The 12,716-nt window shown below is 39.7% G+C and carries 13 protein-coding genes; 6 read left to right on the top strand and 7 right to left on the bottom strand.

The window, feature by feature from the left end; translation table 11 throughout:
• Window positions 1–6: 6 nt before the first annotated feature.
• Window positions 7–1,683: a dihydroxy-acid dehydratase gene (gene ilvD, locus EGN73_RS20050; protein ID WP_219293672.1), complete on the bottom strand. Its 1,677-nt coding sequence runs from the start codon at window positions 1,681–1,683 to the stop codon at window positions 7–9.
• 531 nt (window positions 1,684–2,214) lie between these two features.
• On the opposite strand from ilvD, the gene ispE reads away from it, so the two are divergent.
• From ispE to EGN73_RS20035, 3 genes are read left to right on the top strand one after another with little or no spacing between them, the layout of a single operon-like run.
• On the top strand, window positions 2,215–3,021 hold the full coding sequence (gene ispE / locus EGN73_RS20045; protein WP_219293670.1) for a 4-(cytidine 5'-diphospho)-2-C-methyl-D-erythritol kinase: 807 nt from the start codon (window positions 2,215–2,217) through the stop codon (window positions 3,019–3,021).
• 40 nt (window positions 3,022–3,061) lie between these two features.
• Window positions 3,062–3,304, top strand: coding sequence for a ribbon-helix-helix protein, CopG family (locus tag EGN73_RS20040; protein WP_219293668.1), 243 nt, complete (start codon window positions 3,062–3,064; stop codon window positions 3,302–3,304).
• On the top strand, window positions 3,291–3,626 hold the full coding sequence (locus EGN73_RS20035; RefSeq protein WP_219293666.1) for a type II toxin-antitoxin system PemK/MazF family toxin: 336 nt from the start codon (window positions 3,291–3,293) through the stop codon (window positions 3,624–3,626). Before EGN73_RS20040 ends, EGN73_RS20035 begins: the two co-directional genes overlap by 14 nt.
• Before the next feature lie 138 nt (window positions 3,627–3,764).
• Here the strand turns inward: EGN73_RS20035 and EGN73_RS20030 are convergent, their stop codons facing one another.
• The 4 genes from EGN73_RS20030 to tgt form a co-directional block, all read right to left on the bottom strand.
• Complete coding sequence (locus EGN73_RS20030; RefSeq protein WP_219293664.1) at window positions 3,765–4,901, bottom strand: ATP-binding protein; 1,137 nt, start codon at window positions 4,899–4,901, stop codon at window positions 3,765–3,767.
• Between the two features lie 213 nt (window positions 4,902–5,114).
• Entirely contained in the window at window positions 5,115–6,035 is a 921-nt protein-coding gene (locus EGN73_RS20025; RefSeq protein ID WP_219293662.1) for a DMT family transporter, read from the bottom strand.
• Window positions 6,035–7,108, bottom strand: a complete 1,074-nt coding sequence (locus EGN73_RS20020) for an LptF/LptG family permease (protein ID WP_219293660.1) — start codon at window positions 7,106–7,108, stop codon at window positions 6,035–6,037. The genes EGN73_RS20025 and EGN73_RS20020 overlap by 1 nt, the downstream gene beginning before the upstream one ends.
• Window positions 7,109–8,239, bottom strand: coding sequence for a tRNA guanosine(34) transglycosylase Tgt (gene tgt / locus EGN73_RS20015; protein ID WP_219293658.1), 1,131 nt, complete (start codon window positions 8,237–8,239; stop codon window positions 7,109–7,111). It lies immediately after the preceding gene.
• A 133-nt stretch (window positions 8,240–8,372) separates the two neighbouring features.
• Between tgt and EGN73_RS20010 the strand changes: the two genes are divergently transcribed.
• The 3 genes from EGN73_RS20010 (at window position 8,373) to EGN73_RS20000 (ending at window position 11,471) form a co-directional block, all read left to right on the top strand.
• Complete coding sequence (locus tag EGN73_RS20010; protein WP_219293656.1) at window positions 8,373–9,509, top strand: glycosyltransferase; 1,137 nt, start codon at window positions 8,373–8,375, stop codon at window positions 9,507–9,509.
• A complete protein-coding gene (locus EGN73_RS20005) occupies window positions 9,500–10,111 on the top strand; it encodes an RNA polymerase sigma factor (protein ID WP_219293654.1) in 612 nt (203 codons plus the stop codon). Before EGN73_RS20010 ends, EGN73_RS20005 begins: the two co-directional genes overlap by 10 nt.
• Window positions 10,112–10,481: 370 nt before the next feature.
• The gene (locus EGN73_RS20000; RefSeq protein WP_219293652.1) at window positions 10,482–11,471 is read left to right on the top strand and encodes a 6-bladed beta-propeller; all 990 of its coding nucleotides are present in this window, start codon (window positions 10,482–10,484) and stop codon (window positions 11,469–11,471) included.
• Between the two features lie 91 nt (window positions 11,472–11,562).
• On the opposite strand, the gene nadD is transcribed toward EGN73_RS20000, so the two are convergent.
• Together nadD and gmk are read right to left on the bottom strand one after the other, a co-directional pair.
• The gene (nadD, locus tag EGN73_RS19995) at window positions 11,563–12,129 is read right to left on the bottom strand and encodes a nicotinate (nicotinamide) nucleotide adenylyltransferase (RefSeq protein WP_219293650.1); all 567 of its coding nucleotides are present in this window, start codon (window positions 12,127–12,129) and stop codon (window positions 11,563–11,565) included.
• 14 nt (window positions 12,130–12,143) lie between these two features.
• Complete coding sequence (gmk, locus tag EGN73_RS19990; protein WP_219293648.1) at window positions 12,144–12,716, bottom strand: guanylate kinase; 573 nt, start codon at window positions 12,714–12,716, stop codon at window positions 12,144–12,146.

Raw genomic sequence — 12,716 nt, 5'->3', positions numbered from 1 at the left:
ATTCGATTATTTATCCGTCACACAGCCTTCAGAAGCTGATGACACAAGTTTATTGTATTTTTTTAGCGTACCTTGTAGCTCAGAAATGTCCTTGTTTTGCCAGGTTTTCTTCCTCTCAGCCAGTTCTTCGTCAGAAAGCCCACAGCTGAGTTCAAGACTGTCTGCATCTATGGTGATCATGTCACCGTCTTTCAACAACCCAATAGGACCACCACTGTATGCCTCAGGCGTCACATGCCCTACTACAAACCCATGTGTACCTCCAGAAAATCTACCGTCAGTAATCAGGGCTACATCAGAACCTAATCCTGCACCTATGATCATGGAAGTTGGCTTGAGCATTTCAGGCATTCCCGGCCCTCCCTTTGGACCTATGTACCGGATCACTATCACCTCTCCTTTTTGCACCAGCTTCTTTTTGATAGCTTCGTTGGCCTCCAGTTCTGAATCAAAAACCCTGGCAGGACCTGTGAAAGATTTACCTTCTTTGCCTGAAATTTTTGCCACAGCTCCCTCAGGAGCTAGGTTCCCTTTCAAAACACACAAGTGACCTGTTTCCTTTAATGGCTTTTCTAATGGATGTATCACATTGACTACAGAAGGAGTCACTGCTTCTACTGTGGCAAGATTTTCGGCAACAGTCTGCCCGGTGACTGTCATACAATCTCCGTGAAGCATGCCATTGTCAAGCAAATATTTCATAAAGGCCGGCAAGCCCCCTTGCTCGAAGAGATCTTCCATAAGGAATTTGCCTGAAGGCTTGAAATCTCCCAACAAAGGAGTTTCATGATTGACCCTTTTAAAGTCTTCAAGTGTAAAATCTACTCCGGCAGTCTTGGCTATCGCCAATATATGAAGTACCGCATTGGTACTTCCTCCCAATGCCACTGCTACCCTCACAGCATTTTCGAGGCTCTTTTTGGTAACAATATCCTTAGGCTTGATGTCTTTTTCCAGAAGGATCTTGATATACTTTGATACATCTTTGCATTCCTTTAGTTTTTCTTCTGCTGTAGCCGGGGTCGATGAGCTGTAGGGAAGTGACATCCCCATAGCTTCAATAGCTGAAGACATGGTATTCGCTGTGTACATTCCACCACAAGCACCTGCTCCGGGACAGGCATTTTCGATTACCCCCTGATAATCTTGGTCATTGATTTCTCCTTTTACCCTTTTACCATAAGCTTCAAAGGCCGAGACAATATTAAGCTTCTCTCCCTTATAGTTTCCAGACCGAATGGTCCCACCATACACCATGATGGAAGGCCTGTTTATTCGGAGCATTCCCATCACAGCACCAGGCATATTTTTATCACAACCGGCTACGGCTATACAGGCATCGAAAGAATGCCCCAGAATAAAAGACTCTATGGAATCGGCAATAATCTCTCTTGAAACCAAAGAATACCGCATCCCAAGTGTACCCATACTGATGCCATCAGAAATGCCCATGGTATTAAAAACCAAACCGGTCAGACCATCAGCCCTTGAGGCTTCTCTGATCAGACCGGCAAAGTCATTTAAGTGCATATTGCAGGGGTTGCTTTCATATCCACATGAAGCTACCCCAACAAAGGGTTGGTTCATCTGTTTATCAGTCATCCCAGTGGCATACAACATGGCTTTTCCTGCGGGATGTTCTTCATTTTGGCTGATTTCCCAGCTATACTTCTTCAAACTCATGGCTACTTTAGGTCGGTTTAAGAGTTACAAAAAAAAATGCCTCATTTGGATGAGGCACTTTAGATTGTATGGTTGTTTGTTATAACAGTCTAGCGCCCCGTCATTTATTATAAATGAGAATAATAAAGCTGAGAGGAGTGACTAGTTCTAACATGTGGTTTTGGTTCTTTTTTGTTTTTGACTCTACAATATTAAACTTCAATTTTTTCAGAAACAATATTTAATTTCTTTTTTTGATTCAAAAGATGTTTAAAAAACAAGCTTAAGTTATTTTTAACAGATTTTTATTTCTTTTAAAAAAAAATATCAGAATCATGTTTAGTCAAATGACAAAATTTTAAGCCTTTTCAAAATAAAGTATCGAATTTTATTTTTTTCAAAATATTGGCTAGTTCTTTAATTTTTTTTCAACAGAAAAATTTATTATAAAATTAATCTTTAACCGAACCCCCTATTTTCTACTTATACCACAATCAATATTTTATCAAATATTTCACATATTTACACCCTTTCCACAAGTCGCTTTTAATTATGATCAATTTCCCAAATGCCAAAATCAACCTTGGACTTCACATTACAGCAAAAAGAAATGACGGTTTCCACGAACTGGAAACCTGTATGATACCCATTCCTCTTTTTGATGCACTTGAAATGATCCCCTCCAAAAAAATGATTTTTGATACAACGGGTCTGCCCATTCCGGGAGACTCAAAGGACAACCTGATCACCAAAGCCTACCAATTGCTGAAGAAAGATTTTAATGATATTCCACCATTACATATACACCTACACAAAAACATACCCATGGGAGCTGGTCTTGGGGGCGGATCTGCCGATGCTGCTTTTGCACTGACTTTAATGAACAATCTTTTTGACCTTTATCTAGATGATTGGATGCTTGAAGAATATGCTGTCCAACTTGGAAGCGACTGTGCTCTGTTTATAGAAAACATGCCTAAAATAGCTACAGGGAGAGGTGAAATCCTGGCCCCGACTGATGTCAATTTAAAGGGTGATTACCTTGTTTTGGTAAAGCCTCCCATTCATATCGGGACCAAAGAGGCCTATGCCGGTGTCAAACCCCAAGCGCCTGCAGTAATTCTTCAGGAAGTCCTGAAAGACAAAAGCACTTGGAAAGAACAGCTGGTGAATGACTTTGAAAAAAGCATCTTCCCCAACCATCCATCTCTCCCTCAAATCAAAGCCAAGCTATATGAAATGGGTGCCTATTATGCTGCTATGTCTGGTTCGGGCTCGACGGTGTTCGGTTTGTTTTCAGAGAAGCCAGAACTCATCAAATGGCCTTCAGAATATATTGTTTTTGAGCGCTTTGTGTAATTTATATGTATGTTTTTTTTTTACAAAAAATATATAAATTATGACCACTATCACTACTTCACTCCCCGATGAGCTCGTGCAAAGACTGGCTGAGCATGCAAAAACCATGGGTTTGCCTAAAAACAAACTGATAGAAAGAGCTCTGAGTCTCTATCTGGATCATCTGAAAAGAGCAGAGTATGTAAAATCCTACAAAACCGCGGCCGATGATGAGGATATCCTGACTTTGGCAGAAGAAGGTATGTATGCGTACTTCAAACAACTAGAAGATGAGGCAAGGTGAGATTTGGTTTGCAGATTTGAATCCTGTAGGAGGTTCTGAGCAAGCTGGATTTAGACCTGTAGTCATCATCAGTGGCAATATGCTGAACAAATACCTGAATGTAGTAATTACCGTGCCATTAACTACAAAAATCAAACGTTACCAAGGCAACCCAATCCTACAGCCCAACACCACAAACAACCTAAAAGCAACTTCCGAAATGATGGTTTTCCATATCCGCTCTATATCCAAGGAGCGATTGGTAGAAAAGATTGGAGATATCTCTGAAAAGGAAGTTAAGCAGGCACTGGAGACCTTGAATGATTTGGTTAATTTGGACTAATTTTTATAATACGTTTAAATTGGGGAGGTTATTAGTATCGATACCGATTTTTATATATCCAGAGACATCCGAAAAAATTACTTGAAAAATATCTTCTTTCAAGATCACGATTAGTGCCAAAACAGCTATTAGGAAGTGCTAAAAAACACCAACTTTTACAAAATCCCTGAAATTCCCTCTATTCACTATTTGATTTTGACTTTGATAAGTCTCTGTAAATGTCTTTGGGAAATTCACTTTTCGCTTAGGATTCCATTTAAATTCATAGGCATGAAGTTTTCCTGCTAACTCTTCCACATAATCAATCTCCTGTTGTTGCTTGGTTCTCCAAAAAAAGATTCTCACCAGGCTTTTAGTATAGGTATTAGCTTTTAAGCGCTCACTGATCAAAAAATTTTCCCATAAAGCACCTACATCCTGTCTTGCCGCCATTGGGGTAAAATCCCTGATCACAGCATTCCTGACACCGTTATCATAGAAATATATCTTTTTGGCTGTCTTAATTTCGGTACGGAGATTGTTACTGTAAGAGGACAGACTAAAAACCACAAATGCTTTCTCCAAGACATCAATGTATGAGGCGACAGTTTTTGGATCTGCACCAACGGTTTCTCCCAGTTCCTTATATTTCACTTCATTTCCCACTTGGTAAGCCAAAGCCTCTAGGATGTTTCGTACCAATTTGGGCTTTTTTAAGTTTCCGTAAATCAACACATCTTTATATAAATAGCTTTCAGTTAATTCCAAAAGCACTTCCTCTTCATGAGTAGCATCAGTAATAACATTTGGATAAAACCCATACACCAGCCTGTTTTCTAGACTTTGTTCCGCTTTCAGATAGCCCACTTCTTTCTCATATTCCTGCCAAGCAATGGGCCACAGATGAAAAGTCCACTTTCTTCCGGTAAGGGGTTCTTGGATTTTTTCATTGAGTTCAAACGCTGATGATCCGCTCAGGACTAATTGAATATGCTTGAACTGATCCACGATGATCTTTGACTGTAACCCAATTGCGCTGATGCGTTGGGCTTCATCTATATACACTATTTTATTGTCCGCAATGATGGCGCGCAAAGTCTCCGTATTAGCTTGCTCAAGAATTTCCCTAACGGTAGAATCATCACCATCCAAGTATAAAAACTTCTCCTCCCTACCTTTCAGGATGGTTTCAATCAAGGTCGTTTTCCCCGCCTGCCGCGGTCCCAATAATACAATCGCTTTCCCTAAGAAAAACTTTTTCTGAATTAACTCTTGAATGGACCGTTCAAACTTCATACTACTAATTTTTCTGAAACCTAATTCAAGCATAAATTTAAAACATATTCCCGTAAAGTCATAACTTTAGAGGATTACATTCCCGTAAAGTTATAACTTTAAAGGATTACATTCCTGTAAAGTCATGTTTCAGATCATGAAAGCTATTTCATTAAATCATGCGTAAAGAAAAATCACTACCCATTCTCGGTAAGAATAATCTCTAAAAAATCCTCAAGCCCTCAAAAGATTATTCCCCCTAGCCTTCCTTTTTTGATAATAGTTGTACACCGGATAGATCAATACCGATACCAAAATGATCAGCGTACCCAAATAAAATCCTCCTGACATCTGCTCTTTTTCTCCAAAAATCAATACCGCCAAAATAATCCCATATACCGGCTCCAGGTTGATGGTAAGGTTCACTGCAAAAGCCGTAATCCTCCTCATCAGCTCAACCGACACCGAAAAGGCATAAACTGTACAAATGCCTCCCAACAGAAAAAGCCAGAACCAATCCATACCTACGGGAGCCAAGTCCAATACAGCTTGGGGAAAGACTAGCACATACAAACCCATAAGAATGACAGTAAACAAACAGGCCCCCATCATTTCGTACAAGGTGAGTACGTAAGGACTGTGACGCTTGGTCAGTCTGCCATTGATCACTGTAAAGACCGCACTCAGAAATGCCGAACCTACTGCCATCAAAAGCCCCAACCAATAATTGAGCTCAAACCTAAAAATCACATAAAGCCCTGAAATCACCATCAAGCCCAGAAAAATTTCAAAAGGCTTGACCTTGCTTTTGTTGGCGAAAGGCTCCACAAATGCCGTCCAAAGAGAGGTAGTGGCCATACCAGCGAGACAAACAGAAGCTGTAGATACCCGTGCAGCCCAAAAAAACAAAATCCAATGCAATGATATGATAAATCCTGTGCCCACAATCTTCAAAAGCTCATTGCGGGAAAGTCTGATAGATTTCTTTTTGACAAAAAACAAAAATCCCAGCAGCACAGAAGCGATCAAGGTCCTGTAAAACACTACCTCCATTGAAGGAATACTGATCAGTAGACCCAAGATAGCAGTGAAGCCCCATATCAAAACAATAAAATGGAGCATCAGGTAATCCTTGACGGTAGACTCGACAGACATCAGCGTGGGACGGTTTTGTAAAGCACCAGCCCGGTAATGGCAAAAACGATATTGGGCGTCCAGAGAGACAGGATCGGATAAGCCGTACCAGCTTCAGCAAAAGTACGTGAAAGTAAAAACATGATGATATAGATGAATGCCAGTAAAAATCCCAAAGCAATCTGAAACCCCGATCCTCCACGGGTTTTTCGGGAAGCAACAATCACTCCTATGAAGGTCAATATCACTGCCGCAAATGGCGACATATAGCGCACATATTTTTCAATTTTGTAATAATTGACATTATCTGCTCCTCTGGCTTCCAAAATCTCTATCTGCCTGTTAAGGTCTGGCAGCTTGAGTGTCTCATGGTGATTGGAAGGCAAATCAAAATCATCCGGAGTTATGGACAATAAGGTATCCAAAGTCTCTCCTACGGAATAATGCTCTCCCCAATCATGAAGCTCCCTGAGTCTCCAGTTTCTGATCTGCCATGAATTGATGGCGGTATCCCATACGATACGGTCAGCAGACAGCTTGGCTATCAATCGTCCATCACGGATTTGCTCCATGGTAAAGCTATATCCAGTATTTCCCGAAGTATAATACCTGGATATATATGCGTAAACATCAGGGGCAATCTTAACATGGATGTTGGTTTCGGTATAAAATTTCTCCTCATCCAGCCACCTTGACTTGAATTCGGTCACACCTGCTGTGGCTCCGGGAAGTACCCAGCCGTTCAAGAGAAAAGCTGCCAATCCGATCATAGTAGCTCCTATAAAAAAAGGAACCAGCATACGCACAAAACTCGTCCCACTGCTCAGTATGGCTATGATTTCTGTCCTTCCGGCCATTTTGGAAGTAATGAAAATCACAGAAATAAAAACTGTGATAGGGGTAAGTAGATTATTCAGGTATAGGCCATAGTTACCCAAATAAATCAGTATATCAGTAGCCGGCACCTGATTTCTGATAAACTTGTCATTCTTCTCGGTAAAATCCAGTACCAAGACAATAAGGATGAGCATCAAGACCACAAAGAAGTAGGTCTTGAGGAAATCCTTAATGATCAATTTATCGAGAATTTTCATTTATAATCTTCTGCTTACTTTTTCTACCATCTGATTCTTCCAAACGGCAAAATCCCCTGCAATGATATGTTCTCTTGCCTGCGTCACCAGCCAAAGATAAAAACTAAGGTTATGAATACTGGCAATCTGTGCTGCAAGGATCTCCTTAGCAATCACCAAATGTCTTAAATAAGCTTTTGAATAAAAAGAACTTACATAACTGTTGATGTGCGGATCAATCGCGCTGAAATCATCCTTCCATTTTTCATTTCGGATGTTGATAATTCCTTCAGAAGTAAAGAGCATTCCATTTCTGGCATTTCTGGTAGGCATGACACAATCAAACATGTCCACTCCCAGCGCTATCCCTTCCAGAATATTGGCCGGGGTCCCCACCCCCATCAGGTACCTGGGCTTGTCAGACGGAAGTATGTCGGTGACCATATCCGTCATTTCATACATGTCTTCAACAGGCTCACCTACTGAAAGTCCTCCGATTGCATTTCCTTCACGCTCACAGGAAGCCACAAATTCAGCGGACTGCTTTCGCAAATCTTTAAATACACTGCCCTGCACAATTGGGAACAATGCCTGGGTGTAACCATATTTCCCCTCAGTATTGTCAAATCGCTCTATACATCTCTTCAACCATCTATGGGTCATTTCCATGGATTTTCTGGCATATTCATAAGTACAAGGATAGGGTGGACACTCATCGAATGCCATGATAATATCAGCCCCTATCACACGCTGTATATCCATCACCCGCTCCGGGCTGAAAAGGTGCTTGGATCCATCAATGTGCGATTTGAAAACGGCACCTTCTTCTGTAATCTTCCTGTTTTCAGCCAAAGAAAAAACCTGATAACCACCTGAATCAGTAAGAATAGGCTTGGACCAACCATTAAACTTGTGCAGGCCGCCTGCTTTCTCCAAAATATCCAAACCTGGCCTCAGGTAAAGGTGATAGGTATTGCCAAGGATAATCTGGGCTTTGACATCATAGGTCAACTCCCTTTGGTGCACGGCCTTAACAGAGCCGGCTGTCCCTACAGGCATAAAAATAGGGGTGACAATATCCCCATGATCTGTTTTGATAATACCCGCTCTGGCTTTGCTTTTAGGGTCTGTGGCTTCTAATTTAAATTTCATGAATATCTTACATCACAACTCCATTAATGCTAGGAAGTTGGTATTTTTTTCCTTATTTCAAGGACAAAAATATAAGCTTATTCTTAAATGAATGCTCAAATTGCGTTTATATTTGTCTGTTAAAGTCATGGGGATGTTATTAGATATTTTGTGGATTGTCTTTTTACTTGCGCTCGGCGTACAACTGTTTTATATATTGATCATTTTTGGAAGAATTTCATTTTTTTACCGAAATAAAATTTCCTCAAATCCTAAAAACTCTGAAGGTGTCACAGTCATAGTCGCTGCCCACAACGAAAAGGAAAACCTAAGAAAACTTATCCCTGCCATCTGCGAGCAGGATTATCCCAACTTTGATGTGATGATCATCAATGACAGATCCAATGATGGGACAAAAAGTCTTTTGGAGGAAATGATGTCCCGATACCCAAAACTCAGGACTGTTACCATCAAATACACCCCCAATCATGTCACTGCCAAAAAATATGCACTTACCCTTGGTATCAAAGTAGCCAAAAACGACGTCCTGCTTTTGACGGATGCAGATTGCCTGCCTCAATCCAAACAGTGGATCACAAGAATGACAGCACCGGTAAGGGAAGATAACAAAACATTTGCCCTGGGGTTTTCCCAGTACAGTACAGGGAAGGGCGTACTCAACAATTGGATACAGTTCGAAACCCTGTGGACAGGATTGCAATACATTTCATTTGCGCTATGGAAGTCCCCTTTTATGGGAGTGGGACGTAATCTCAGCTACAGGAAAAGCTTCTTTATGGAACAGAAAGCATTTCGTGGCCTGTGGCATATAGACTGCGGAGACGATGATCTTTTTGTCAATCAGTATGCCAATGGAAAAAATACAGCCGTGGTGGTAGACCCTGAGAGCATCACCATCTCCAATCCTAAAACTACCTGGAGTTCCTATTTCAGACAGAAAAAAAGGCATTTTCACGCCGGAAAATACTACAAATCAGGAGACAAACAGAAAATCGGATTTTACTCCTTTTCTCACCTCCTGTTTTGGTCGGCAGGTATTTCTTTACTTATAATTTTGGGATTAGAGCAAATTTGGGAACATTTTGCGATAATATTAGGTATAATTATTGTCCGTACCATTTTGCTCACCTCGGTCTTTACCTCCGCCAGGAAAAAACTTGAAGGAAAGCCAACCATGTTGTGGACGGGAATCTACGACCTCATGTACCTTGTTTACTTTTGGATCGTGGGAGCTTTCGGATACCAATCAAAAAAAGTCAGATGGAAATAAATCAAAGAGGATTTTCAAGCAAAGCATTAGAGGATTTTGACCTTATCGACAAAGCTGTGATCGAAAAGGATCAGCAAGCCTATGCCACCTTGATGAAGCGCTACAAAAAGGCGGTGTATTTTATGATCCTCAAAATGATCCGGGATGCTGACGATGCCGAAGACCTTACCATGGAAGCCTTTGCGAAGGCTTTCAAAAACCTTCACAGATTCAAAAAAGATTATACTTTCAGTACCTGGCTATTCAGAATAGCCACCAACAACACCATTGATTTTATCAGAAAAAAGAAACTCAAAACCATGAGCCTCAACACCACCCTCAGTGATGATGGTGGCAATTCGGTCAATATTGATGTGGAGGATGATGACAACAATCCCCAAGATGAGTTTATCAAGTCCCAAAGGATTGAAATGGTAAGGATATTTGTAGACAAACTACCTGACAAGTACAGGAGACTGGTGGAACTTAGGTATTTCCAGGAACTGTCTTATGAAGAGATTGCCCAAGAGCTCGAAAAACCACTTGGCACCGTCAAGGCACAGCTTCATAGATCTAGAGAATTGCTTTATGAGATTGCTGAAGGTAAGAAAAAGCATATCTAGTCGATTAGCTGCACAATTAAAATGGTTGTAAAAAACTAACAGTAAATGAACAGCCTCCTATCTGAAATTATTCTTCCACTTTGTAATTAAAACAAGCATTTTTTATTAAAGTGTTAAATTTTCGCATCTTCCTCTTAAAAAAAGAGCTTAAAATTTTAAAAAAAGCTGAATACCTAATCTTCACTATTTCAAGGTTACACAATTCTAGCTTTCATCAAATTTAAATTGGTCAATGGAAAAAACATCCAAACCCGATAAAATCATGATGAAGAAAATTTTAACCTATTTAATATCCTATTCTTTATTTTTCTCATGCAATAATCCACAAAATAGAATTCCAGAAATAAATGTTTCTGAAAGCTTCCAAGAAATGAACCTTTCAAAAATTGGGAATAGTTCAAAAATTATAAGGTTAAAAACTTCGCAACCCATCCATACTCCAACGGATATTTTAGTGACCCAATCAAATATTTATCTTTTTGATCAAAACCATTCTGGTAACCTTATCCAATTTGACCCCAATGGAAATCTTCTTTACAAAACAGGGTTTTATGGAGATCAAATTATCCCTCTTGATGGAATAACTAATTTTTATACGGAAAAGGATTCGCTTTTTGTCGCGATAAACGGAGAGTCAATATATACTTTTGACTACAATCTAAGCCCATTTTTCTTAAAAAAACTACCGAATAGAACAGGGTTCATCCAAAAGATAGGTGAGAAATATTTAATGTATAATAATAATCTGTCTCCTGAAATACCTTTTCAGGTTTTCTGTTTGGATTCTAACGGAACCATAATTAATTCCATTCCTATAGCCCCAAAAACTTTCAACCCTTATTTCAAGGCTTATTCCCCATTTGCTATTCAAAAGGGGAAAACTTTAACTTCCTTTCCATTCAACGATACACTTTACTTGGCTACTGAAGATTTTACTTTCAAACCTTTTTCAAAGGTGAATTTTGGAAAAAGGAAAATACCTGAAGATTTTTTTACCAATGTAGAAAATGGATATCAATTCTATGAAAAGCTATCAAATAGTGATACCTACTCACTGCATGAAGGTTTGTACTTTGGAAAGGAAAACCAACTGATAGCCACCGTTCTTCATGCATTGCATTATTACCCCTTGGTTATAGATCTAAATTCTTCCAAGGCACAAATGATTTCCTTTTTTTTGGATGACATGAACACAGGTTTAAAAGTCAGGAATAAAAGTTTTGCAGATCAAAATCAGATAGTTTTTGGGGTTTCCGGAGAAACAATTCACGAACAATTCGATAGCTTAAACGAAGAATTTCGAAACTCCTTGCCTTCTGATTACCAAAATTATTTTTATTTATTAATAATCGAAATCTAAATAATCTAGCAAAATAAAGGTGAATACTCCGATACTACTTTAGTTTTTGGCGGGCTTGTAAAATGATCAAAATAAGAAGTCCACATAAAACTTAAGTAAAAAGCTTTTTGTCCCTGATATACTCCTCTACCGCTGTAGGGATTAAATATTTCACGGATTTACCCTTACGTATGGTTTTTCTGATAAAAGTGGCTGAAATATCCATCAAAGGAGCTTCTACAAAGCGGACATTAGGGTGCTCAAAGTCCGGATTGCTGCCCGGTCTGGGGTAGACATATAATCCGTAATTATCAAGTATGACTTCATGATTTTTCCACTTATGAAAATGACTGAGGTTATCTCCTCCCACGATCAATTTAAACTCGTGCTGGGGATGCTTGTCTGCCAAATAGGCCAAAGTGTCTACCGTATAGCTGGGCCGAGGCATGTGAAATTCCACATCGGTTACCTTAAAATAAAAATGATCGGCAATGGCGAGCTCTACCATCTTGTGCCGATCAAATTCATGAAGTAATGTTTTTTGTTTTTTAAAAGGATTTTGTGGACTTACCACAAACCAGACCTCATCTAAGTCCGTCTGATCCTGCATCACGTTGGCTATTATCAAATGGCCTACATGAATAGGATTAAAAGATCCAAAAAATAAGCCTATTTTCAAAGCAATTGTCGGTTTTATTTGGATAGGAATTCGCCCACTAGTTTTTCGGCAGTCTCAAAAGACTTTTGCATGTCATCATTAAGGATGGTCACATCAAACTTATCTTCAAATGTCGCTTCAAACTTAGCTTTATAAAGCCTACGGGAAAGGCTTTCCTCACTTTCTGTTCCCCGGTCTTTCAGTCTTTCTTTGAGCACCTCCAAAGATGGTACTTTTACATAGATGGCGAGCGCCTTGTCACCGAAATAATTTTTCAGGTTGACACCGCCTTTAACATCCACATCGAATATCACATGCTTGCCTTCATCCCAGAGCCTTTGAATTTCTTCTTTGAGTGTACCGTAGAAGTTACCTTCATAGACTTCCTCCCACTCTATAAATGCGTTAGTATCTATTTTCTGCTTGAATTCTTCCGGTGACAAAAAGTAATAATCCTTGCCGTTCTCTTCTGTCCTGCCCCTTTTGTCTCTGGTAGAAGCCGAAATAGAAAAACCTAAATTTGGGAATTGCTTGATTAGATGCTTGACAATGGTAGTTTTTCCCGAGCCTGATGGGGCTGAAAAAATAATCGCTTTACCTGAGGACAT

It is taken from the genome of Arthrospiribacter ruber, assembly GCF_019343195.1.
GTDB lineage: Bacteria > Bacteroidota > Bacteroidia > Cytophagales > Cyclobacteriaceae > Arthrospiribacter > Arthrospiribacter ruber.
The sequence above is the reverse complement of the archived record's forward strand: the minus strand, read 5'-3'. Positions and strand labels throughout refer to the sequence as shown.

Excerpts from the sequence above, each read along its gene's own strand:
- ilvD (WP_219293672.1), bottom strand. The coding sequence starts at position 1,683 with ATGAGTTTGAAGAAGTATAGCTGGGAAATCAGCCAAAATGAAGAACAT.
- ispE (WP_219293670.1), top strand. The coding sequence starts at position 2,215 with ATGATCAATTTCCCAAATGCCAAAATCAACCTTGGACTTCACATTACA.
- EGN73_RS20040 (WP_219293668.1), top strand. The coding sequence starts at position 3,062 with ATGACCACTATCACTACTTCACTCCCCGATGAGCTCGTGCAAAGACTG.
- EGN73_RS20035 (WP_219293666.1), top strand. The coding sequence starts at position 3,291 with ATGAGGCAAGGTGAGATTTGGTTTGCAGATTTGAATCCTGTAGGAGGT.
- EGN73_RS20030 (WP_219293664.1), bottom strand. The coding sequence starts at position 4,901 with ATGAAGTTTGAACGGTCCATTCAAGAGTTAATTCAGAAAAAGTTTTTC.
- EGN73_RS20025 (WP_219293662.1), bottom strand. The coding sequence starts at position 6,035 with ATGTCTGTCGAGTCTACCGTCAAGGATTACCTGATGCTCCATTTTATT.
- EGN73_RS20020 (WP_219293660.1), bottom strand. The coding sequence starts at position 7,108 with ATGAAAATTCTCGATAAATTGATCATTAAGGATTTCCTCAAGACCTAC.
- tgt (WP_219293658.1), bottom strand. The coding sequence starts at position 8,239 with ATGAAATTTAAATTAGAAGCCACAGACCCTAAAAGCAAAGCCAGAGCG.
- EGN73_RS20010 (WP_219293656.1), top strand. The coding sequence starts at position 8,373 with ATGTTATTAGATATTTTGTGGATTGTCTTTTTACTTGCGCTCGGCGTA.
- EGN73_RS20005 (WP_219293654.1), top strand. The coding sequence starts at position 9,500 with ATGGAAATAAATCAAAGAGGATTTTCAAGCAAAGCATTAGAGGATTTT.
- EGN73_RS20000 (WP_219293652.1), top strand. The coding sequence starts at position 10,482 with ATGAACCTTTCAAAAATTGGGAATAGTTCAAAAATTATAAGGTTAAAA.
- gmk (WP_219293648.1), bottom strand. The coding sequence starts at position 12,716 with ATGTCCTCAGGTAAAGCGATTATTTTTTCAGCCCCATCAGGCTCGGGA.